This window comes from Bacteroides intestinalis DSM 17393 (assembly GCF_000172175.1).
Taxonomy (GTDB): Bacteria; Bacteroidota; Bacteroidia; order Bacteroidales; family Bacteroidaceae; genus Bacteroides; species Bacteroides intestinalis.
Map to the genome: position 1 here is coordinate 2,256,956 of NZ_ABJL02000008.1, position 21,733 is coordinate 2,278,688.

Consider the following 21,733-nt stretch of genomic DNA (forward strand, 5'->3'; position numbering starts at 1 on the left):
TTGAAGAATATGAAAGAGAAATTAATTCAAGAGATCAGCAATGCAATGACAGATGTTTTAAGTATAGAACAAATGGTTCAATTAAATGGTGTTCTGCTTCAAATAGTAAGTAAATATACCATTATGAAAGATGGTGAAAAGATGCACGAAGACACTGCAACCAACGACCGACTACTTGAAATCTTTTTGTCTGCTAAACAAGTTGAAGGATGCACAACTCCCACAATTAAATATTACAGTTCTACAATTAAACAACTCTTAAAAAAGATGCCAAAAAAGGTAGTAGATTACTCTACAGAAGATATCCGCGCCTATTTAGCAGTATTTCAGCGCAAGAATAAGTCAAGTAAAGTAACAATTGACAATATTCGACGTATCTTCTCCTCATTTTTTGCTTGGCTTGAAGAAGAAGATTATATTATCAAAAGTCCGATTCGTAGAATTCATAAAGTAAAAACCGGTACACAAGTCAAGGAAATATTGACCGATGAGAATATTGAACACCTTCGTGACAATTGCATTAAAATCCGTGATCTCGCTATGATTGATCTTTTAGCATCTACCGGTATGCGTGTTGGTGAATTAGTAAAGTTAGACCGTGAAGATATCAACTTCAATGAACGCGAATGTATTGTTTTTGGCAAGGGAAATAAAGAGCGAATAGTGTATTTTAATGCACGAGCCAAAATACATTTACAACAGTACCTCAGTACCAGAAAAGACCGGAACAAGGCACTATTTGTTTCTTTAGCCAAACCACACAACCGTCTACAGATATCAGGAGTTGAAACTCGATTACGCAAAATTGGGCGTCAAGCCAAGATTGTCCGTGTACATCCACACAAATTTCGACGTACATTAGCTACAATGGCAATTGACAAAGGAATGCCAGTAGAACAAGTGCAAAAATTACTCGGACACGTAAAAATAGATACAACTATGCATTATGCAATGGTTAGCCAAAATAATGTAAAACTATCACATCGCAAATATATCAATTAATGAATGTAAATCATATTACATATTATAGCAGGTGTCATTTACCACATAAAAACAAGCCGATAAATGATAATTTAGAGCAGCAGGCACAGGCCTGGCTCAATGAACTACTTGACAGATATGCAAATAGTACAACTGTATTAATTCACGAAATTGCAGAAATTAACCCTAAGCGAAATTTAAGTAAAGGTACATCTGCAAAGTGCATTGAAATGGCAAATCTTCCAACTACAGGCAGTTTTCCTAATGGATGGATAGAAAAAGAATACAATGGTGGTATGAAGTTCTGTAATGGAGACACTTTGATAGCTCGGATTACTCCTTGCCTTGAAAATGGAAAAGACTGCTTTCATCAATTTCCTTGATAAGAATGAAATCGCATATGGATCCACAGAGTATATAGTGATCTCAGCCAAAAGCAATTATTCTTCATCATTCTTCTATTTTTTAGCTCGTAATCATGATTTTGTAGACTATGCTGTTAAAAATATGAACGGAAGTAGTGGACGTCAAAGGGTTTCAGGAGATACAATCAGCAAATACAGAATTCCTGTCATTCCACGTGAAAAGCTTGAATCATTCACGAACCATGCTGAAATTGCATTAAAAACAATTAAAAACAATTCCCTTCAAAATATGCGATTATCAATGACTCGTGACGCATTATTACCAAAACTCATGTCTGGTGAATTAAAAGTTAATGATTTAAATAGCTAACACATATGGAAGAGAATAAGATACCTGAAATGCAACCCCAACTTGAGCTAATAAAAAAGTACAATCAAGATGGAAAGGAATATTGGACTTCGCGTGATTTATGTGGAGCTATGGGTTATACGACCTATTACAGATTTACTTCTGTAGTAAAAAAAGCTATCGCGATTGCTCAAGCAAAAGGAATGGATATAAACGACCATTTTCACCTTACTGTAGAAATGGTTAAACTTGGTTCCGGAGCATACAGAAATGTAGAAAACTTCCATTTATCAAGAATGGCTTGTCTTATCATTGCCGAAAATGCAGACTCCACGAAAGCATTAGTACAACAAGCCCGCATCTTTTTCAAAAATCAGACAAGTTTATTTGAACTAACCTCCAATAATCTATCTTCCAATATCTTATTCTATAAAACAAGTCAGGGAGAAGTAAAAATAGAAGTGATATTCAATAATGAAACCTTCTGGATGTCTCAAAAGCGAATGGCTGCTCTTTTTGGCGTAGATGTAAAGACAATCAATTATCATTTAGGGCAAATATACGAGTCTGGAGAATTGCAAGAAGAAGCAACTATCCGAAAAATTCAGATAGTTCAGCAAGAAGGAGAAAGAGAAGTTGAACGTTCTCCTATGTTCTATAATCTTGATGCAATCATTGCTGTAGGGTACCGAGTAAATAGTTACCAAGCCACTCAATTCAGAATTTGGGCTACCGGAGTTCTAAAGGAATTTATCGTCAAAGGCTTTGCTATGGATGATGAACGCTTAAAACAAGGCCGCCATTTCGGAAAAGATTATTTCGATGATTTACTGCAACGTATCCGTGAAATCCGCACTTCCGAACGCAGGTATTACCAGAAAATAACAGATGTATATGCTGAATGTAGTGCAGATTACGATGCTAAATCAGAAATAACCAAACTGTTTTTCAAAATGGTACAAAATATGATGCATTGGGCAGTAACCCACCATACAGCAGCAGAATTAATCTACAATCGTGCTGATGCTGAAATGCCCCACATGGGGTTGACTACGTGGAAGAAAGCCCCTGATGGAAGAATACAAAAGTCAGATACAATAGTTGCCAAAAACTATCTGTCAGACAAAGAGGTATCACAGTTAGAACGTCTATCATCCGCTTTCCTTGATTTTGCAGAGTTAAGAGCAGAGCAACAACTCATCACGACCATGTATGATTGGAAAAACAAATTAAGCAATTTCCTGGCAATAAGCGACTATGAGGTTCTAAAACATTCCGGCACAATATCTAATGAGGAAGCACAAACGAAAGCTTTCTGTGAATATGAGAAATTTAAACTCATACAAGATCGTGAATATTTGTCAGATTTTGACAAAGAACTAAAACGTCTAAAAGATAAAGGACTTTTTAATGACTAAAATTAATAATTTGAACCGCTAAATTCTCATTTATGGAACAATGGAAACAAGATAGACTTATAGATATTTTAGATACTTTGATTGATTATCGAGGCAAAACGCCCAATAAAGTTGAGCGTGGCATCCCTTTAATTACAGCTAAAATAGTCAAGAATGGAAGAATAGAAACCCCTACAGAATTTCTTCCAGCGGAAGAGTATAGAGATTGGATGGTCAGAGGGTATCCGCAGGTGGGAGATGTTGTCCTTACTACAGAAGCTCCATTAGGTGAAGTCGCACAATTAAAGGATGATAAAATAGCTTTAGCGCAAAGAATCGTCTGTTTACGAGGTAAAGAAGATGCTTTGGATAATACATATCTTAAATATTTCCTTATGTCAAATATCGGCCAATATAGACTAAAGGCGAGGGAAACAGGCACTACGGTAACGGGAATCAAGCAGTCTGAACTAAAAGAAGTTCTAATTGACTACCCTAATTATGAACTTCAACAGAAAATAGCTTCTATCCTTTCCTCCCTCGACTCTAAAATCGAGCTTAACCGCCGTATAAATGATAATTTAGAGCAGCAGGCACAGGCCTGGCTCAATGAACTACTTGACAGATATGCAAATAGTACAACTGTATTAATTCACGAAATTGCAGAAATTAACCCTAAGCGAAATTTAAGTAAAGGTACATCTGCAAAGTGCATTGAAATGGCAAATCTTCCAACTACAGGCAGTTTTCCTAATGGATGGATAGAAAAAGAATACAATGGTGGTATGAAGTTCTGTAATGGAGACACTTTGATAGCTCGGATTACTCCTTGCCTTGAAAATGGAAAGACTGCTTTCATCAATTTCCTTGATAAGAATGAAATCGCATATGGATCCACAGAGTATATAGTGATCTCAGCCAAAAGCAATTATTCTTCATCATTCTTCTATTTTTTAGCTCGTAATCATGATTTTGTAGACTATGCTGTTAAAAATATGAACGGAAGTAGTGGACGTCAAAGGGTTTCAGGAGATACAATCAGCAAATACAGAATTCCTGTCATTCCACGTGAAAAGCTTGAATCATTCACGAACCATGCTGAAATTGCATTAAAAACAATTAAAAACAATTCCCTTCAAAATATGCGATTATCAATGACTCGTGACGCATTATTACCAAAACTCATGTCTGGTGAATTAAAAGTTAATGATTTAAATAGCTAACACATATGGAAGAGAATAAGATACCTGAAATGCAACCCCAACTTGAGCTAATAAAAAAGTACAATCAAGATGGAAAGGAATATTGGACTTCGCGTGATTTATGTGGAGCTATGGGTTATACGACCTATTACAGATTTACTTCTGTAGTAAAAAAAGCTATCGCGATTGCTCAAGCAAAAGGAATGGATATAAACGACCATTTTCACCTTACTGTAGAAATGGTTAAACTTGGTTCCGGAGCATACAGAAATGTAGAAAACTTCCATTTATCAAGAATGGCTTGTCTTATCATTGCCGAAAATGCAGACTCCACGAAAGCATTAGTACAACAAGCCCGCATCTTTTTCAAAAATCAGACAAGTTTATTTGAACTAACCTCCAATAATCTATCTTCCAATATCTTATTCTATAAAACAAGTCAGGGAGAAGTAAAAATAGAAGTGATATTCAATAATGAAACCTTCTGGATGTCTCAAAAGCGAATGGCTGCTCTTTTTGGCGTAGATGTAAAGACAATCAATTATCATTTAGGGCAAATATACGAGTCTGGAGAATTGCAAGAAGAAGCAACTATCCGAAAAATTCAGATAGTTCAGCAAGAAGGAGAAAGAGAAGTTGAACGTTCTCCTATGTTCTATAATCTTGATGCAATCATTGCTGTAGGGTACCGAGTAAATAGTTACCAAGCCACTCAATTCAGAATTTGGGCTACCGGAGTTCTAAAGGAATTTATCGTCAAAGGCTTTGCTATGGATGATGAACGCTTAAAACAAGGCCGCCATTTCGGAAAAGATTATTTCGATGATTTACTGCAACGTATCCGTGAAATCCGCACTTCCGAACGCAGGTATTACCAGAAAATAACAGATGTATATGCTGAATGTAGTGCAGATTACGATGCTAAATCAGAAATAACCAAACTGTTTTTCAAAATGGTACAAAATATGATGCATTGGGCAGTAACCCACCATACAGCAGCAGAATTAATCTACAATCGTGCTGATGCTGAAATGCCCCACATGGGGTTGACTACGTGGAAGAAAGCCCCTGATGGAAGAATACAAAAGTCAGATACAATAGTTGCCAAAAACTATCTGTCAGACAAAGAGGTATCACAGTTAGAACGTCTATCATCCGCTTTCCTTGATTTTGCAGAGTTAAGAGCAGAGCAACAACTCATCACGACCATGTATGATTGGAAAAACAAATTAAGCAATTTCCTGGCAATAAGCGACTATGAGGTTCTAAAACATTCCGGCACAATATCTAATGAGGAAGCACAAACGAAAGCTTTCTGTGAATATGAGAAATTTAAACTCATACAAGATCGTGAATATTTGTCAGATTTTGACAAAGAACTAAAACGTCTAAAAGATAAAGGACTTTTTAATGACTAAAATTAATAATTTGAACCGCTAAATTCTCATTTATGGAAGAGTGGAAAACATATAAAATAGGAAATCTTTGCTCGATTTCATCAAGCAAAAGAATTTTTGCGAAAGAATATCAATCTTCTGGTATTCCTTTTTTTAGAGGGAAAGAAATTATTGAAAAACAGAAAGGAGAGAGCGTTTCTACCGAACTTTATATTTCAAAGTCAAGATATGATGAAATTAAAAACAAATTCGGAGTTCCCAAAGAAGGCGATATGCTATTAACCTCTGTCGGGACATTAGGTATTCCATACATTGTTAAAAATGAAACTTTTTACTTTAAAGATGGAAATCTGACATGGTTTACCGACTTTAAGGAAATCAATAGTAAATTCTTATACTATTGGTTTTTGTCTCCTATAGCCAAAAATGCAATTAATGCAAAAGCTATTGGCTCAACTCAAAAGGCGTTAACGATAGATGCTCTCAGTAAATTTGAAATAGACATTCCTAACATTGATACGCAAAATAGAATAGTTTCTATCCTGTCCTCTCTCGATTCCAAAATCGAGCTTAACCGCCGTATAAATGATAATTTAATCAAATCAGTAGCATAATACAATGCATTGGATTCGAGAACATATAAATAAAATTCCAAGCTTTAGCAGCTTTGAGAGCCATATTGCAACGATCGAAGTAAGTGTTGATTCGAATCCAGCACTATGTATTGAAACATGTAAAAGCTTAATCGAAGGTATCTGTAAAACCATTCTGACTAATCAAGATATCAACTATACTGAATATGATAAATTTAATACAACAGTAAAAAGAACAATTGAATGTTTAATAACTCAAGATGAACCTTATAAAGAAGAATTAATCGAGCTTGGGAGAAGGATAGCTTCAGTTTCTCAAAAACTGGCAGAAATTAGGAATAATTCTGGTTTTGCCTCGCACGGGCAAGATATTAAACATATCCCAATAAATTCTACTCTGTCACTTCTAGCATATAAAATAACAGACGTTATTGGAGGTTATATTATGCATTACTATATAAATTACGCATCAAAAAGAGACTCTCGTATTCATTACGAAGATTGCCAATCATTCAACGAGTTATTTGATGATGAAAATCCATTAGAATTGGGGGGAGTTCTTCTATCTGCTTCTGAAGCATTATACAAGCAAGATTATCAAGCATATAAAGAAATATATTTTAGTTTTTTAGATAACCTGGAAAAAAAATAATATTATGGATATTTCAAAAGGAAGTATATACGAATTATTAAATGGTAAATATCAATTTGTAGTACCAGTCTATCAGAGAAAATATAGTTGGCTAAAAGATGTACAGTGCGACAGATTATGGAAAGATATCGTCAATATGGAAAAACAGTCAAAGCGACACCATTTTGTCGGTTCTATTGTTACGATATCCGATGTAAATGTCCCGATGGGAATACACAGATACCAAATAATTGATGGGCAACAACGAGTCACTACATTAACAATTCTAATGATAGCCTTACGTGATCATTTAAGAGAGGCATCAAGTGAAGAAGTTGATGAAGATACTCTCACTTATTATCTTTTAAAAAATGATCATCAAAAAGGTTATGACCGTTACAAACTTCTTCTGAATGACAATGATCGTGAAGTACTTATTAAACTTATAGATGTATGTCCGATTAATGAAGATACGCAGTCTAATATCCTCAATAATTACATTTACTTCAAAGAGAAAATTGCAGGAAATGAACTAACGCCAGCTCAAATATACAATTCTATCGCAAAGCTTCAAATTGTGAATATTACATTGAAACGCGAAGAAGGTGACGATCCACAACTTATCTTTGAAAGTCTAAACTCAACAGGTATGGATTTATCAGAATCAGACCTCATACGTAACTATATCCTTATGGGTATGACTAACGATGAACAGAAAGATATATATGTAAATTATTGGCAGCCTATGGAAAATGCTTTCCCCGTTGAAAAGCGTTCCGAATTAATGGATAAGTTCTTTCGTGATTATCTTACCATGAAATTAGCCTCTATTCCAAATAAAGAGCAAGTGTATGACAGTTTCAAATCTTATTGCATCAACACTGGCGTATCCAATAATACCAAAGAACTGGCAGAAGATTTATTTTTTTATGCACAATGTTATAATGAAATTTCTGCAAATACTTGTTCTGACCCAGAGTTACATGCTATCTTCATAGACATCCGCATAGTAAAAATGGAAGTTGCATATCCACTACTTCTTAAAGTGTATGGCGATTATAAGAATAATGTTATATCAAAAGCTGATTTTATTGCTATTCTGAGATTAACAGAGTCCTATGTTGTCCGACGTGCTGTTTGCGAAATACCAACAAGCTCATTGAATAAAACATTTGCTACAATGCGTAACAATATTAAAATCGATGATTATTTAAACTCAATTAAAGTTGCATTCCTTTCTTTGGAAACTTACAAACGTTTTCCAACCGATGAAGAATTTAAACGGAAACTCCAAATAAAAGATATATATACAATGAGAAGCATCAATTATATTCTTGTCAAACTGGAGAACTACAACAACAAAGAACCTATATCATTCACTGGATTCACCATTGAACACATAATGCCACAGAATGACAATCTAAAACCGGACTGGGTTAGTGCTTTAGGTGAAAATTGGAAAGAAGACCATAAGACTTACCTGCATCGCCTTGGAAATCTTACTCTCACTAAATATAATTCAGAAATGGGAGACCGCCCCTTCTCTGAAAAACTTTTAGTTCTAAAACAAAGTGCGACTCATACCTTAAATAAGTATGTAGTTGAACAAAATATTTGGAATATTGATACTATTGAAGAACGTACCAAACAACTTTGCGATTATTCTATTGATATATGGAAGTTTCCCGCAGTTTCACAGGAAATCATCTCTACTTATCTCAAACAATCAGAAGAGCCTACAACGAAATACAGTATAGATAACTATGATTTTTCTAATGTTTTCGTCAAGATGCTTTATACAAAACTTGATGAAGCCATCATGGCCTTAAATCCAAGTATAAAACGAGAGTTCAAGAAGTTATATATAGCATATAAATATAGAACGAATTTTGTCGACATCATTATCCAAAAAACAAGATTAAGATTAACTATAAATATGGATTTTGATGGAGTGAATGACCCATGTGGTATTTGCAGAAATGTTACAGACATAGGTCGTTGGGGAAATGGAGATGTCGAAATAAGCTTTGACTCTCTCAGTCTATTAAATCAAACTATAGATATCATAAAGCAATCACTAAATAAACAAATATAACTATGTCATTTACAGAAGATAACTACGAAAAAGCACTAATTACTCTTTATAAGAATTTAGGTTATCAATATCTATATGGTCCTGACATTGCGAGAGACTATTATACTGCTTTTTATGAAGAGCAATTAGTTAATAGCTTAGCAAAGATTAATCATACAAAGTCTCACTCTGCCATTGATGAAGCCATAATTAAATTAAAGAATATTGAGACTGGTAGTTTAGTGCAAAAGAACGAGCTTTTCATGGATTATCTTCAACACGGAATCGAGATATCTTATCACGACGGAGTTAAACAACATAACGATATAATTTATCTGATTGATTTCAACAATGTCTACCGTAATGACTTCCAAGTAATCAACCAGTGGACTTTCGTTGAGCATTCAGAGAAACGTGCTGATATTATTATTTTCGTTAATGGTCTACCGCTCACTATTATTGAATTAAAATCTCCGTCACGAGAGGAAACCGATGCTTCTGAGGCCTATCGCCAATTGCGCAATTACATGAAAGAAATACCCTCACTATTCATTTATAATGTTTTCTGCATTATGAGTGACATGGCATGTTCAAAAGCTGGCACAATCACAAGCAAAGAAGATCGTTATATGGAATGGAAAACCAAAGATGGAATATATAAAAGTGAAGAATTCATTGACTATGACGTATTTTTTGAAGGTATATTTATCAAAGAACGCTTCATTGATATTATCAAGAACTTCATTTGCTTCTCAAAAGATGAGTTAGGGGCTGCAAAGATACTGGCAGGTTATCATCAATATTTTGCTGTAAAAAAAGCTATTGAACGTACCCAAAAAGCCATACAAGGAAATGGAAAAATCGGTGTATTCTGGCATACGCAAGGTAGTGGAAAATCACTGTCAATGGTATTCTATGCCCACCTTTTACAGGAAGAACTGTTCCAACCTACCATTATAGTAATTACCGACCGCAATGATTTGGATGACCAACTTTATACTCAGTTCTCCAAATGCCGACAATTTCTTCGTCAAACGCCTGTACAAGCCAAAAGCCGGGAGGATTTAAAATCACTTTTATCCGGTCGCGAAGCTAATGGCATTATCTTTACTACAATGCAGAAATTTGAAGAATCGGAAGAAGCTCTCTCACTACGCAGAAATATCGTAGTCATGACTGACGAAGCCCATCGTAGTCAATATGGCTTTGAGGAAAAAGTAGATGAAAAGACTGGTAAGATTTCAATCGGAACAGCAAGAATTATCCATAATTCCCTGCCTAATGCTTCATTCATAGGATTTACCGGTACACCTATTTCCACTAAGGACCGTGATACTACCGAAGTATTCGGAGACTATATCGACATCTACGACATGACCCAAGCTGTAGCTGACGGTGCTACCTGTCCTGTATTCTATGAATCACGAGTGATCAATCTTAACCTTGATGAAGAAACGCTTAAGGCAATTGATGATGAATATGAATTACTTGCTTCAAAAGGAGCAACAGATGAACAGATTGAAAAAAGTAAAAAGAAAATGTCTCACCTTGAAGAAATACTCGGTGCGCCATCAACAATAGATTCCCTCTGCCAAGACATTTTGAAACATTACGAAGAAAATCGTCAGTTCGAACTAACTGGCAAAGCGATGATTGTCGCTTACTCCCGTCCAATCGCAATGAATATCTACCATAGATTGCTTGAACTGCGTCCGAATTGGGATGAAAAGATAAAAGTGGTTATGACGGGAAATAACAATGATCCGGAAGAATGGCATGACATTATTGGCAATAAACAATACAAAAAAGAACTTGCCAAGAAGTTCAAGGACAATGATAATCCTATGAAAATAGCTATTGTCGTAGATATGTGGCTCACTGGATTTGATGTTCCATCGTTAGCAACAATGTATGTTTACAAACCTATGAGAGGTCACAATCTTATGCAGGCAATAGCTCGTGTAAATCGTGTATTCAATGGTAAAGCCGGAGGGCTTGTGGTCGATTATATAGGTATTGCTAAAGCACTAAAAGAAGCGATGCGCGACTATACAGGCCGTGATCGAGATAATTTTGGTAATCCCAATATTAAAGAAACAGCATTTCTCAAATTTAAAGAGAAATTAGAAATCTGCCGTGATATATTTCATGGATATGATTATAGTGAATTCCAGAATGGAACAGACTACGACCGTGCACAACTCATTAAGGGTGGGGTAAACTTTATCATAGCGCCAGAAAGAAGCGAGAAGATGCAACATTTTCAAAAAGAAGCAATACTTTTACATAACTCTATTACTCTTTGTCGTAGCTTACTCAATGACAAACAGCGATTTGAGGTAGCATTTTTTGAAACAGTACGCACCTTATTATCAAGAATGACTAGTAAAGGTAAAGTGACAAAACAAGAAATTAATGCTCGCATCGGCGAGCTACTCAAACAAAGTGTTAAAAGTGACGGGGTAATAAATTTGTTCTCAGATGTAAAATCTGAATTCTCCTTATTTGATACAACTTTTCTGGATGAAATATCCAAAATGAAAGAAAAGAATATTGCCATTGAATTATTAAAGAAACTCTTAGCAGAAAAAGTAAAAATCTATCAGAAAACAAATCTGATTCAAGCTGAAAAGTTTTCTGATATGCTAAACCAATCATTATCAAATTATCTAAAAGGTTTACTGTCTAATGAAGAAGTTATTCAAGAGTTACTAAAACTTGCGACAGAAATTTCCCAATCAGAAATTGAAGGAAATGAATTGGGACTTACTGCCGAAGAAAAGTCTTTTTATGATGCTTTGACACAACCAAGAGCTGTACACGATTTCTACACCAATGAACAATTGATTGCAATGACTAAAGAATTAACAGAAGAGCTTCGTAAAAATCGTACTATTGATTGGCAAAAAAAAGAATCAGCAAGAGCAGGAATGAGAAAGATGATTAAACGGCTTCTGAAGAAGTATAAATATCCACCAGAAGAAGCGGCAAATGCTTTAGAAACTGTAATTCGCCAATGTGAGCAGTGGAGTGATAATTCATCGGAAGATTATTCGGCGAATAACAATGTCAGAATATATAATTTCCAAGAAAACTCATATTCTATTGCAGCTGAACCACAAGCTGAATATAATAAGTATCCAAAAGCATAAGCAGACTATAAAGATTTACTTAGGCATTAAGAAAGAATCGCACTATCAATAGACTTTGACAGAAATATTGAGGAACTTGGGGGAAAAGCCATCCCCCAAGCACCTCGTTCAGATAAACTCCCCCAACTCCTCCATCATCGCCGGACGACGTTTATACAAAACCCTGAATTCGTCCACCAATTGCTTCACAGCCTCCTTCCCTCCATTCAATTTCCGCATCCCCCGTAGCACCCGAGCTATATACTCATAATGACTCCGTCCCAAATTTTTCTCCGCATAAACGCGAAGATCATCCGTAAACAGAGAAAGTATTTCAGAGGAATGGGTGGCATTCGTAAGTATTCGGCCAACTACAGGTATTAAACCTTTATATACAACAATAGCGACTGTCACTATGAACCTAATAGTATCAGCCGCTATTGTTTTGTTGAACCCATATGTTACAGTTTATATCAGTTACAAGATTCCTCCTTTTGCCTTGTCAGTACACATTCCGGATGTTTCAACTTCCATTTATGTGGAAGTAGATTCAAAAGTTCTTCTTGGGTTGCCTTCTTGTGATAAGGCATTTGTGCGATAACATCGTTCAGGTATACTCTGGGATTTACCTCGTGCGCCTTACATGTGGCCAGCAGAGAACATATGACAGACATATTAACCGTAGCTTCGTGATTACCACAGAAGAGAAAATTTTTTCTGCTCAGAGTGATGGGGCGTTGGACGTTTTCCGCCAGATTGTTATCCCAGTACAGGCGACCATCGTCCAGGCATCTTATAATATTATCCCATTTGGTATAGGCATATGTAATGGCCTTGCCTGTCAAAGAACCTGGACTGTATTTAATCCCTTCTGTCTCCATCCATACCTTCATTGCCTCCATGATTGGCCGGGCCAGCTCCTGACGCTTCTGTCTGCGCTCATCATATGACAGGCCGGCTTCGTCACACTGACGTTCTATTTTATAGATATGCTGTATCTGAGTCAGTGCATGTTGGGCCATCTCCCTGTTTTCATCCAAAGCCTGCTCAAAATGACGACGTATATGCACCAGACAGTTGAGCAGCCGCACGTCGGGGTTGGCCTTGAAGGCTGTTTCATAACCTGCAAAACCGTCACATTGAAGATATCCCTTGAAGTTATATTGATTTGCCAGGGATTCGATGACCGCTCCGGCCCGTGAGCCTCCGTCGTAATGAAAGATGACCAGTCTCTCCATGACTGATCTTACCATCCAGAGATATTCCTTGTCGGCCTTGTGCTTTTCCCTGTTGATGACCGGAACTGTAGTCTCGTCCACCTGTACATAATCACAGGAGAAGACTTCACGTTTGAGTTCTTCATACAGAGGCTTAAGCAATTCTACGGTTTTCTTGAACCAGCCGTCCAGTGTACTTTCGGTCAGACCTTTCATTCCAAGATGGCGGTATTGCTGTATCTGACGGTAGAACGGGACATGATATTCATACTTCTGAAGCAATATTTCGGCAAGCAGGCTGGTGTCAGCGATGCACTTGTCGACCGGCATTAGCGGCATGGGAGCTATCTCTACGCCTTTCTGTCCGGCCGGAGGAAGCAGGGTACTATCCTTGAGAGCATATTTGGGACGGATGATCACCTTGACGTAAAGCATTCCCGGCTTGTGCTTGACGACTTTTGTTATCTCTTCGCCTATTCTACGGTATAAAGACAAGTCTACGCCTTTCGGTTCTATTGTATCGGTCTCCAATACGGGCAAGTCCTCTATCATTTTGCGGTTCTGGCGATTTCGTTTTACGTCTTCCACCGATTCCTTCTCAATCTTTTCCACAGCCTCGTCCCGCTTTTCTTCCGCCTGCTGCCGGAGTCCGGAAAACTCGTCGGCAAAGAGATCTGGCATATTAGGATCATATACGCGAAGTTTCTCCGATTTACGACCAAAGAGCTGACGGTTCAGCCATGCGACCTGAGCCGTCAACTCCCTGATACGTTCCTGCAGATTTTTTATCTGTTCGGATTGATTCTTATTAGTAGTAGACAATGAGGCTATAGAGGCATTCAGCCCTTCTATCGTCTTGAGTAAAATTTCTTTTTCTTCCATTGTCTATACTTCTTTTAATGATGTAAATATACTAATTAACAGTGAATTATGCAACAATATCCAAAGTTTACTCACACAAAAAACATATTATACATGGTATTCCTTACGTTCGGCTCTTAACCGCCGGAGCCTCTGTTCCGGGTTTTCCTGTATGCCTTCAACCATCATCACCAGGTCGCGCCATTCCATAGGATAGCTGTTTGATTTGGGATCATACTCCGGCAGCTTGAAGTGACCGGCCTCCAGACGTTTTACATACATTACCATACCTCCGTCTTCGGCATGAAGCAGTTTCATGAGCCTGCGGCTGGAACCGATGAAGATGAAGACATCACCGTTCCTCACTTCACTGTTCATCTTCTCATGTACCACTCCGCATAGCGAACTGATACCTTTGCGCATATCTGTCCTGCCAGGACACAGGAAGTAGCGCATCGTGTCGTTCAGGTTAAACATGGCCGCCTCGAAGACTTTGGGTCAATAATTCCATCAGTATCTCTTCAGAACCGTTCCCGAAGTGGGCACGAAGGCCATTAGGAAACAGCAGTGCAACACCATGCGGCAATTGTTCTTCTTGGGAAGACTCCGTAAATGCCTGTTTAAAACTGATAGGAGTCAACTCGTGTTTGATACTGCTCCTGTCAACGGAACATTTTCTACGCCAGTAGTGATAGGTTGAATAACTTACACCTATCTGTTGAAGGTACGACTTCAACGGCAGCTCGCTTTGTTGCACCTGCAATTCTAATTCTTCAAATTCTTGTCTGTTCATAATAATTGAGGTTTGATTGTATTCACTGCCGCAAAGCTACAACCAAACCTCAAAGTGTAAAAGGTGCATTTTCTTCGAATGCTTACTGGCATTCAGATGGGAAGCATACTGCACAAGAGCGTCCAAACGCCTGTATTCCACGGTAGATAGAAAGCTGAATAATTTATCATACTCTTTTTCTTCTATATAAATCTCCGCTTTAGTATTTCCACTCCCCCAGTAATCAAAGAAGGTGGTTTCCTGCAACAATGTGCTCAAATACTCCTTCCAATCCGTGGAAGATATCAACGATTTAAGCTTATGGTAATAATCCAGACTTCCATTCGTATGAATAAATAATAATCGACACATCTCAATAACCTTGGTGATATCATGCACTTCTTCATAAATGGAAAGCAATTGTTCCCGCCACTCTCTTAATATACCATACTCGCCTGCCTTTTCAGCTATCACTATCCCCTCATTCAGCATACTGATAGCCTTCTCATAACATTTCCCATCCAGTAATTTTTCAGCTTCCCGTCTTCTTATTTCAGGTAAATACAAGAATTCAGAAAGCGTAGCTTCAGCCTCAACCGTCTTACCCAGCTCTTCCAATATTTCTACCTTCCGAAGTACTAATTTATAAAGTTCCCGGTGTTCTTTCCTCTCCTCTATAAGATGGTTTATACTTAACAAAGCCTCTTCCTTGGATTGTACCGAAAGCATAATCTGCTGCACCAGTTCATCCATGTCATAAAGTTCATATTCACGATATGTCGCCATTTTGGATATTTTGGTGGCTTCATTCAATATATTCTCCTTCAAGACCTGTGATGCACCCGAATGCTTAACTATTTCGAGCAATAAATCTCCGGCATCTTCACAACTGATTTCAAAATCAATGTCGTCATCATTATACAGAAAATCTTCTTCAATATAATTATTCCCTATAGAGCGAAGTATCTGGAGTGCAATTGTCGCCGCCTCTTCCAAATCCTGCCGTTGAAGCAACAGAGTTGCTTTAGCCAGATATCCATCTACTTTACCGGATACCTCATCCCAGTCAATCTCAGGCTCATAATACCGTCCTCGCTTGGGACCATTTTTATATGCAGAGTTAAAACACTTCTCAATCTCCATTTGATAGTCCACTGAGAGTTTGGCTACCGGTTTCTTCGGCAAAAACGTTTCAAGCAGCGCTGATTTAAAATCAGAATGTGAAGAAGCATATTTCAGAACAAAATCGGATAACTTATCCGGCTCTGCAAATAAGAGAATCTGCTCCACTTCTTCATCCATCACCATTTTAGCCGCATTCTTTTCCGGTATGCTTACTTGAAAATCAGCTTCTTTAGCTGACAAGAAACGGGCTACTTTATTTCGACTGTCACGAATTGCCAAAAGCGTAGCCACCACATGTTTACAAATGTTTCCATCATAAGGACAATCACACTCCCAAGCAATAATCTCATTCCCTTCCATCGATACAGTTACCTCATAATTCTCCGTACCGCAAACCGTTGCAATCCATTCTCCCGGAGATTCCTCTTCGATTTCTAACACAGCATCGGATTCATAATAGTCTTCACCACGCATCAAAATCTGAGGAAGAACATACTTTTCAAAGTTAGATATTGTTATCATAAAATATAGATTCTACTTATTCTTGTTATCAAAATCAGCTATCTCTCGTTATCCGATTATATACCCTTCTTGCTCATACCCCTTCCCATATCTATGAATCATCTCCACAAGAGGCAACAATCGTTCATCCATAATATCCATAAATTTATACCGGGCATATTGCACGTCATAAAGCCTACGATTACCATTCTTCAGCCGTTCCTCTACATCTGCCGGAATAAAAAACTCAGAACGTTCTCTCAGAAAAGCGTAAAACTCTCTCTGAAAAATGTCAATCCCTGCCAGGTCAAAGTCACCAAAATGGATATAGCGATTAGGAATCATCTGCAACCAAGTGCGCAAGTCTGTTGATTGAGGGTAACGGGACACAAAAAGAACTTTCAAGTCATCAAATAAATATTGCTGCCCACGAATCCGCTGAAAATTCTCTCCATTTTCCATTCCTACCACAACCACATCATCGGGAATTCGAAAGTGCTCATAATCTTCTATAAAAATAGAAGTACCCTGCACAGGATCAATCACTAACGGCTGCTCACGCAAAGTTGCCTCTATCGGACTATAACTATTCACGAGAAATCCCTTAAACCCACGAGTTTTCCGAACTTTAGAATTGCCTGCCATTGCCACCTGCTCCGCACGCGACACCGCTTCCCGACGAGACATCATCTCAATCCACTCCTCCAAACTCCCGTTTATGGCATAGCGTTGGGCCAGAAAAGTGCGACATCCTTCCACATCACATATCCGATAACTGCCACGCCTCCCATAAGAACTTTGCACCAAAACACCTTCTTCCAATAGTTCTTCTGCCAGTGATACGGGAAACGAGGAATACCCCACCGATTCACCGTTCAACATCCGCGCAACCTTACGCGCCGCAGCCACGGTCATAACATATTCTTTCCCTTTTCTCATGCCTTACTATATTTTAACAAAGGCACCACCTGCGTATTAGAATGCCCATCTTTATTCAATAAATAAGTATATTTATAATCCTCCACATTATATGTAGTGGGCGAACTGTTCACTAACAGGATATTCCGACAATTGGCAAAGTCCAAAATTCCCTTCACGTTGTTGGGATGCAATTTGCCTATCTCATCCATCATGCAATGTATCTTGAAGTCACCAAATTTACGGGACGCCTTTTCTTTGAACACATTGATAAGCATAATATTTACCATAGCCTTCACCAGAATATCCGTTCCATCAGAACCCACGTTGGCAATCTTTTCCACCCATCCCGTATCATTATCATTTTCCTTGACCCGAAACTCCAATTTGAAAGTATCCGACAAAGCCAATTGTTTTCTGCCCGGATCGTCCAATAAATGTTTCATGAACGACAACAGATAACGTACCGCTGTCGCATTGACGTCTTCACGGGAAGCCTGCGAAAATAAATCCGCTTCTCCCATATTATGTTGGTTCTCATCACTGAATTTTTTTATCTCCAGTAACAACTGCATCAGTTTGTCACTGCTCGGCAAGGGGCGGAGGGATATTTCCTTTATCACTCCGGCAAAGTTCCGTTCTATAAAATCATCGTTGATATCACCAATGGTTTTACGAATCTCACTCTCATTTCGGGTCAAGTCTCCCACCTCCTTCGATATACGCCGGATAATATCAGTGTATCGTCCACTGATATGCTTCTGATAATCAGAAATTTTATCATTATCTACAAACTCGCATAAGTTCGAAGCAAAGTCATAGTAATCCTGTTCGCCAATCAGTTCAGTACGGAAATGAAATGTATTCTTCGCAGAAAAATAACCTTTGAATTGCATCACGGCTTTCTTGAAATCTTCCGTCTTTCTGATAAAAGAGACTATGAGCGACTTAAGTTCCTTCACAAGAGTATCACAGTTTTTCCTGGTAGGCTTCTCTCCCACTTCCATCGCTCCGGCCGGACAAAAAGTTTCGTCATTCAAAAAGGCATCTGCTTCCGCTAATCCGCTTTCTAATATATGCAATTCCAGCTTCAGCTTTTCCAAAGCACTATTTATTTCTTTCAGCCCGTTTTGTTGTTTCTCCCGTCTCAGTGCAAACCGCTCGTCCAAAGCCGAAAGTTTGGCCTCATATTCTTTCTTCCGGCTACGCATGGCAGGTTCTTTATCAAAGAGTTCTTGCTTATCCTTTTCATAATAAGCCACCTGATTGCGATGCTCGCTGATATACCTCAATTCTTCCTTGATCTCTGCCAACCTCTCATCATATTTACGAATGGTTGCCACATCAGCTCCCTTGCCATTCAGTTCAGCATCCTGTGCTTGCCGGAGTTCTCTCTTCTGCTCTTCAATCAATTGCTTATGACGATTCATCTCCTGCCGAACTTCGTCAACATAATGGTCCAGTTCAAGCTGAAGCTCTGTCTTGGCATCTTTATAGTTCTTCTGGCAAGCCTTCAACTGTTTCTCACGCTCAGACAGATATTTCTTTTTCTCTTCATCCGCCAGATAGAAACGATGAGCAATCTCATTCAGACCAGCCTGAAATTCTTCCATCCGTACTCTTTTCCACTCTTCTTCTTTCGTTTTCCAAGTGGCATGATCCGCTTGCAGATTCTTTAGCTTATAAGGAATTTGCCCTCGCTCAGCTTCCATCAGATGTTGTTGCTCGGCCATTTCCCTGATTTGTTTGGAGTACTTCTTCTCCAAGAGATTTATATTTTCATTCAATTCCTCGGCCAATCGTGTCAGTCGGTTGCAATGTTCTTGATAAACGATCTGCTTCGCTGCCCGTTCCTGTTTCATCTCTTCGGGAGTACGGATGCTTCGTTCAATGGCCGACAAGTTCAATGAAACACCGAATAAAGTCCCGGCATCATCCGTCAAACGGGGATTCAATTCATGATTGTACAACACCGACTCTTCATCCGCCACCTTGCCTATCGTTTCTTGCCAACCGGGATTATGCTGTTCCAGCCAATCGCAAAAAGAACCTTTCCGCTTCTCTATCAATGCATCCAATGCGCGCAACTGCTCTTCAACATCCGCCTTTTCCCTACGCACTGCATCCATGCTTCTCTGAGCCGCCATCTCCAACTCTTTGCGTTTTAGCTCACATTCATTCCTCCGTTGACCGATGTCCATTTGCTGCCGGCGTATCTGCAAATCCAGTTCCTTATCCCTTCTGCGCAATTCATCAATGCCAGCTTCACAATCAGATATTTCTTTCTTATAGTGTTCTTCATGAAGCATTTTCTGCTGCTTCAATTTCATCTGCATCTCCTCGCTACGCAGTTGTGCCAATCGTTGCTCCACCGTTTGCAGCTTTTCCTCAGACGCCGCCCGCACTTTATCCTCTTCAGCGCGAGACTGTGCCATAGCTTTCTCCTGACGTTCGGCAACAGATGATCTTTTTTCGAGAATCTGAGTCTGCTTATTATTTTCGAACAAACTCAAATCGGCATCCAGATTCTTAAACAACGAACTGTATTTGGACAGCACATCCTGATAAGCCCGTGTCAGTTCTTCCTTCATGGCCGAGATGCGTGCCAATTCTCCGTTTTGTAATCCCTCCTGTGCCACCCGCTTTATGATTTCCTCTATGTTGATTTGTTCATAATGGAGTCGTTTTTCATGCACCTGCTTCAACAACGTCTCAATGCCACCTTTGCCACTAACCAGAGTATCTCTTTCCTTATTATATTTCTCTCTCAATTCATCAATCAGCCGGATAGACCGTTCACGTTCAACCTCCGCTTTATTTATCTTCTCTCTGATATGAGGGATTTCCTGCAACGCCTGTTTCTCAGCATAGTTCAACTCGGCACGTTCCTCATCTATCTGTTTGTGAGAATAAATCAGGTCACGATACGAATTTATCACCTTATCCGCTATCTTCCGCACGGGAATCTCGCCATTCTTGTTTTTGGTAAACCAAAGCATCACGTCATTATACTCCTGCTCAAACTCTTTTATCTGGCTTCGATAAAAACTCAAGTCAACAAAAACCTCTTCATCGGTCATGGAACGGATAATGGTATCTTTTATAAAATCGGCATCCAGCTTAGAGTTGAGGAAGACGTTCTGTATGGTACGCGGAATATTCTGGTACTTGGCACTTTCCACGATGGCGAATTTCCGGTAAGGAATCATGTCCTGCTTACGGTTGTTGCCGAAGATAATGTCACGATACATCTCGTAGACGGTGATTTGCGAGGTAATCTGGCGTTTTCCACCGATACGTTCGCGGATACGCCCCCACTCCGGATACACCTCATTATGTTCATTGATGAACCAGTCCCTCTCAAACGAAGCATCTACAAAACGGAAAGCTACTCTCCCCTGCGATTTGGCAGCCACCACACAGTAGGCTCCATTCTCACGCATCACCTCATAGATGATGTAAGAATTGGAGTATGGGAAGTAGAATGCATCAAAACTCTTCTTCTCCTTGGGGATGCCGAGCTTAAGTTTATCGGCATTGTAGAAAAACAACAAAGCGCGGAGCAATGTACTCTTCCCCACTCCCTGCGTACCAATGAAATGTACATTACCATCCAGTTTCACCTCTGCATAAGGAATATGGGCACTGTTCAGAAAAATAATCTTATTCAGGTATCTCATCTTGCACCTCCTCCGATATAGTGATACAGTCAATCAATTCTTCCATGTAATGGAAAGCTGTCAGCACTTTGTATGTCCCGTCCACTTCATTTTCCTTTTCTATAAATCCCATCTTTTCCAGTTCATTAATCAGTTTAGCCACTACTTCCTCATGCTTCTTTTTGTCGGAGAACAGTTTGGAAGCTTTCTCCTTCAACTCCATATCACAACCGATCTGAATTTCAATATCAGCCGCACGAAACAGGAATCCGGGACCGAAAGCCGAATGATAGGTTTTCAAGAAACTCATATAATCAATCCATTTCAAGGCAGCCTCCAATTTGCGCTCCAAATCCACTTTCGCCTCTTTGCGCGTAAAATGATAGTAACCGTCTCCCCCTTCCAGATAAAGTCCGATTCCCTGATAATATTCATAATAATCGGGTAAGTCTTCTTCAATAGCATCATAATAACGCTTCACCTGAGTGGAAATACTGTTCGAGGAAATAAACCCTCCTTTACTAAGTATATTGAAAATCTCTTCAGTATATTTCATATTC

Annotated in this window: 18 protein-coding genes; 10 read left to right on the plus strand and 8 right to left on the minus strand. The window is 38.7% G+C overall.

Annotation, left to right across the window (positions count from 1 at the left end):
• Positions 1-9: 9 nt before the first annotated feature.
• The 10 genes from xerA to BACINT_RS18685 are packed head-to-tail and all read left to right on the plus strand — an operon-like array spanning position 10 to position 12,141.
• Positions 10-1,002: a site-specific tyrosine recombinase/integron integrase gene (gene xerA, locus BACINT_RS18645; RefSeq protein WP_007665940.1), complete on the plus strand. Its 993-nt coding sequence runs from the start codon at positions 10-12 to the stop codon at positions 1,000-1,002.
• Positions 1,002-1,364: a restriction endonuclease subunit S domain-containing protein gene (locus tag BACINT_RS23400; RefSeq protein ID WP_007665943.1), complete on the plus strand. Its 363-nt coding sequence runs from the start codon at positions 1,002-1,004 to the stop codon at positions 1,362-1,364. Before xerA ends, BACINT_RS23400 begins: the two co-directional genes overlap by 1 nt.
• Positions 1,333-1,716 carry a restriction endonuclease subunit S domain-containing protein gene (locus BACINT_RS24260; RefSeq protein WP_007665944.1) on the plus strand — a complete coding sequence of 128 codons (384 nt, stop codon included), beginning with the start codon at positions 1,333-1,335 and terminating at the stop codon, positions 1,714-1,716. Before BACINT_RS23400 ends, BACINT_RS24260 begins: the two co-directional genes overlap by 32 nt.
• A gap of 5 nt (positions 1,717-1,721) precedes the next feature.
• Positions 1,722-3,113: a RhuM family protein gene (gene rhuM, locus BACINT_RS18655; RefSeq protein WP_007665946.1), complete on the plus strand. Its 1,392-nt coding sequence runs from the start codon at positions 1,722-1,724 to the stop codon at positions 3,111-3,113.
• A gap of 32 nt (positions 3,114-3,145) precedes the next feature.
• Positions 3,146-4,315 (plus strand): restriction endonuclease subunit S, encoded by a 1,170-nt coding sequence (locus BACINT_RS18660; protein WP_007665948.1) that lies wholly within the window; start codon positions 3,146-3,148, stop codon positions 4,313-4,315.
• Between the two features lie 5 nt (positions 4,316-4,320).
• Positions 4,321-5,712, plus strand: a complete 1,392-nt coding sequence (rhuM, locus tag BACINT_RS18665) for a RhuM family protein (protein ID WP_007665946.1) — start codon at positions 4,321-4,323, stop codon at positions 5,710-5,712.
• 32 nt (positions 5,713-5,744) lie between these two features.
• Positions 5,745-6,305, plus strand: coding sequence for a restriction endonuclease subunit S (locus BACINT_RS18670; protein ID WP_007665951.1), 561 nt, complete (start codon positions 5,745-5,747; stop codon positions 6,303-6,305).
• A 4-nt stretch (positions 6,306-6,309) separates the two neighbouring features.
• On the plus strand, positions 6,310-6,936 hold the full coding sequence (locus BACINT_RS18675; protein ID WP_007665953.1) for an abortive infection family protein: 627 nt from the start codon (positions 6,310-6,312) through the stop codon (positions 6,934-6,936).
• A 4-nt stretch (positions 6,937-6,940) separates the two neighbouring features.
• Complete coding sequence (locus tag BACINT_RS18680) at positions 6,941-9,010, plus strand: DUF262 and DUF1524 domain-containing protein (RefSeq protein ID WP_007665956.1); 2,070 nt, start codon at positions 6,941-6,943, stop codon at positions 9,008-9,010.
• 2 nt (positions 9,011-9,012) lie between these two features.
• Entirely contained in the window at positions 9,013-12,141 is a 3,129-nt protein-coding gene (locus BACINT_RS18685) for a type I restriction endonuclease subunit R (protein WP_007665957.1), read from the plus strand.
• A 108-nt stretch (positions 12,142-12,249) separates the two neighbouring features.
• On the opposite strand, the gene BACINT_RS18690 is transcribed toward BACINT_RS18685, so the two are convergent.
• From BACINT_RS18690 to BACINT_RS18725, 8 genes are all read right to left on the minus strand, one after another.
• Positions 12,250-12,534, minus strand: coding sequence for a hypothetical protein (locus BACINT_RS18690; protein ID WP_007665960.1), 285 nt, complete (start codon positions 12,532-12,534; stop codon positions 12,250-12,252).
• Positions 12,535-12,593: 59 nt separating this feature from the next.
• On the minus strand, positions 12,594-14,219 hold the full coding sequence (gene tnpC / locus BACINT_RS18695; protein WP_007660153.1) for an IS66 family transposase: 1,626 nt from the start codon (positions 14,217-14,219) through the stop codon (positions 12,594-12,596).
• A gap of 87 nt (positions 14,220-14,306) precedes the next feature.
• Positions 14,307-14,675 (minus strand): IS66 family insertion sequence element accessory protein TnpB, encoded by a 369-nt coding sequence (gene tnpB / locus BACINT_RS18700; protein ID WP_007660154.1) that lies wholly within the window; start codon positions 14,673-14,675, stop codon positions 14,307-14,309.
• A complete protein-coding gene (tnpA, locus tag BACINT_RS18705; RefSeq protein WP_007660155.1) occupies positions 14,668-14,991 on the minus strand; it encodes an IS66 family insertion sequence element accessory protein TnpA in 324 nt (107 codons plus the stop codon). Before tnpA ends, tnpB begins: the two co-directional genes overlap by 8 nt.
• Positions 14,992-15,027: 36 nt before the next feature.
• A complete protein-coding gene (locus BACINT_RS18710; RefSeq protein ID WP_007665961.1) occupies positions 15,028-16,617 on the minus strand; it encodes an SWIM zinc finger family protein in 1,590 nt (529 codons plus the stop codon).
• A 48-nt stretch (positions 16,618-16,665) separates the two neighbouring features.
• On the minus strand, positions 16,666-17,535 hold the full coding sequence (locus tag BACINT_RS18715) for a hypothetical protein (protein WP_007665962.1): 870 nt from the start codon (positions 17,533-17,535) through the stop codon (positions 16,666-16,668).
• Positions 17,532-21,194, minus strand: coding sequence for an ATP-binding protein (locus BACINT_RS18720; protein ID WP_007665963.1), 3,663 nt, complete (start codon positions 21,192-21,194; stop codon positions 17,532-17,534). The genes BACINT_RS18715 and BACINT_RS18720 overlap by 4 nt, the downstream gene beginning before the upstream one ends.
• Positions 21,178-21,729 carry a condensin complex protein MksE gene (locus tag BACINT_RS18725; RefSeq protein ID WP_007665964.1) on the minus strand — a complete coding sequence of 184 codons (552 nt, stop codon included), beginning with the start codon at positions 21,727-21,729 and terminating at the stop codon, positions 21,178-21,180. The genes BACINT_RS18720 and BACINT_RS18725 overlap by 17 nt, the downstream gene beginning before the upstream one ends.
• Positions 21,730-21,733: the final 4 nt, after the last annotated feature.

Excerpts from the sequence above, each read along its gene's own strand:
- xerA (WP_007665940.1), top strand. The coding sequence starts at position 10 with ATGAAAGAGAAATTAATTCAAGAGATCAGCAATGCAATGACAGATGTT.
- BACINT_RS23400 (WP_007665943.1), top strand. The coding sequence starts at position 1,002 with ATGAATGTAAATCATATTACATATTATAGCAGGTGTCATTTACCACAT.
- BACINT_RS24260 (WP_007665944.1), top strand. The coding sequence starts at position 1,333 with ATGGAAAAGACTGCTTTCATCAATTTCCTTGATAAGAATGAAATCGCA.
- rhuM (WP_007665946.1), top strand. The coding sequence starts at position 1,722 with ATGGAAGAGAATAAGATACCTGAAATGCAACCCCAACTTGAGCTAATA.
- BACINT_RS18660 (WP_007665948.1), top strand. The coding sequence starts at position 3,146 with ATGGAACAATGGAAACAAGATAGACTTATAGATATTTTAGATACTTTG.
- rhuM (WP_007665946.1), top strand. The coding sequence starts at position 4,321 with ATGGAAGAGAATAAGATACCTGAAATGCAACCCCAACTTGAGCTAATA.
- BACINT_RS18670 (WP_007665951.1), top strand. The coding sequence starts at position 5,745 with ATGGAAGAGTGGAAAACATATAAAATAGGAAATCTTTGCTCGATTTCA.
- BACINT_RS18675 (WP_007665953.1), top strand. The coding sequence starts at position 6,310 with ATGCATTGGATTCGAGAACATATAAATAAAATTCCAAGCTTTAGCAGC.
- BACINT_RS18680 (WP_007665956.1), top strand. The coding sequence starts at position 6,941 with ATGGATATTTCAAAAGGAAGTATATACGAATTATTAAATGGTAAATAT.
- BACINT_RS18685 (WP_007665957.1), top strand. The coding sequence starts at position 9,013 with ATGTCATTTACAGAAGATAACTACGAAAAAGCACTAATTACTCTTTAT.
- tnpC (WP_007660153.1), bottom strand. The coding sequence starts at position 14,219 with ATGGAAGAAAAAGAAATTTTACTCAAGACGATAGAAGGGCTGAATGCC.
- tnpB (WP_007660154.1), bottom strand. The coding sequence starts at position 14,675 with ATGTTTAACCTGAACGACACGATGCGCTACTTCCTGTGTCCTGGCAGG.
- tnpA (WP_007660155.1), bottom strand. The coding sequence starts at position 14,991 with ATGAACAGACAAGAATTTGAAGAATTAGAATTGCAGGTGCAACAAAGC.
- BACINT_RS18710 (WP_007665961.1), bottom strand. The coding sequence starts at position 16,617 with ATGATAACAATATCTAACTTTGAAAAGTATGTTCTTCCTCAGATTTTG.
- BACINT_RS18715 (WP_007665962.1), bottom strand. The coding sequence starts at position 17,535 with ATGAGAAAAGGGAAAGAATATGTTATGACCGTGGCTGCGGCGCGTAAG.
- BACINT_RS18720 (WP_007665963.1), bottom strand. The coding sequence starts at position 21,194 with ATGAGATACCTGAATAAGATTATTTTTCTGAACAGTGCCCATATTCCT.
- BACINT_RS18725 (WP_007665964.1), bottom strand. The coding sequence starts at position 21,729 with ATGAAATATACTGAAGAGATTTTCAATATACTTAGTAAAGGAGGGTTT.